Genomic DNA, 211 nt, shown 5'->3' with positions numbered 1-211 from the left:
TGCCGAATTTGCTTCGGAATCTCCTCCAAGACGACACCAGCCGGATTCCCCGTGATGTTCTCGAATCGTGGTCGCTTCATCGCATAGCTGAAGAACGCTGATAAAGATTCGAGATAGCGCCGTTTCGTATTGTGACTGACTCCGCGGTTGTCCAAGATACGCAAGTACTCCTCAATGTGTCGTACCTCCGTCTTCTCCGGCGTGAGATCGG

1 protein-coding gene is annotated in these 211 nt (G+C 52.6%); it reads right to left on the bottom strand.

The features are described from left to right. On the bottom strand, nt 1–211 hold a 211-nt coding region (locus tag EXE42_RS20130), incomplete at both ends, for a site-specific integrase (protein WP_342766608.1).

It is taken from the genome of Halorubrum sp. SP3, assembly GCF_005435195.1.
Taxonomy (GTDB): Archaea; Halobacteriota; Halobacteria; order Halobacteriales; family Haloferacaceae; genus Halorubrum; species Halorubrum sodomense.
Note: the sequence above shows the minus strand (reverse complement) of the source record. Positions and strands in the feature narration are given on the sequence as shown.